Origin of the sequence: Saccharothrix sp. NRRL B-16314, assembly GCF_000716595.1 — a bacterium.
GTDB lineage: Bacteria > Actinomycetota > Actinomycetes > Mycobacteriales > Pseudonocardiaceae > Actinosynnema.
Genome location: NZ_JNXC01000142.1, coordinates 1 through 389 on the forward strand (window position 1 = coordinate 1; position 389 = coordinate 389).

Consider the following 389-nt stretch of genomic DNA (forward strand, 5'->3'; position numbering starts at 1 on the left):
TCGTCACCCCCTACCGGGGACTGACCAACATGCAGCTCAACCACCAGAAGGAGATCTTCGATCCGGCCATCGCCTCGGCCGGCGGCCGCCGCCTGCGCATCGCGCACACCGTCTCCTTCGCCTTCGACATGTCGTGGGAGGAACTGCTCTGGCTGGTCGAGGGCCATGAGGTCCACGTCTGCGACGAGGAACTCCGCCGCGACGCCGAGGCCCTCGTCGCCTACTGCGACGAGCACCGCGTCGACGTCGTCAACGTGACGCCCACCTACGCCCAGCTCCTCATCGAGGAAGGCCTCCTCGACCGGGACGAGGCGGCGGGCAGGCACCGGCCCGCGCTCGTCCTGCTCGGCGGCGAGGCCGTCTCCGACACCGTCTGGACGCAGTTGCGC

Annotated in this window: 1 protein-coding gene; it reads left to right on the forward strand. The window is 69.7% G+C overall.

The window, feature by feature from the left end; all coding sequences use genetic code 11:
• Nucleotides 1-29: 29 nt before the first annotated feature.
• Nucleotides 30-389: AMP-binding protein (locus tag OQ02_RS39405; RefSeq protein ID WP_231500454.1), on the forward strand; the 360-nt coding region annotated here is incomplete at its 3' end.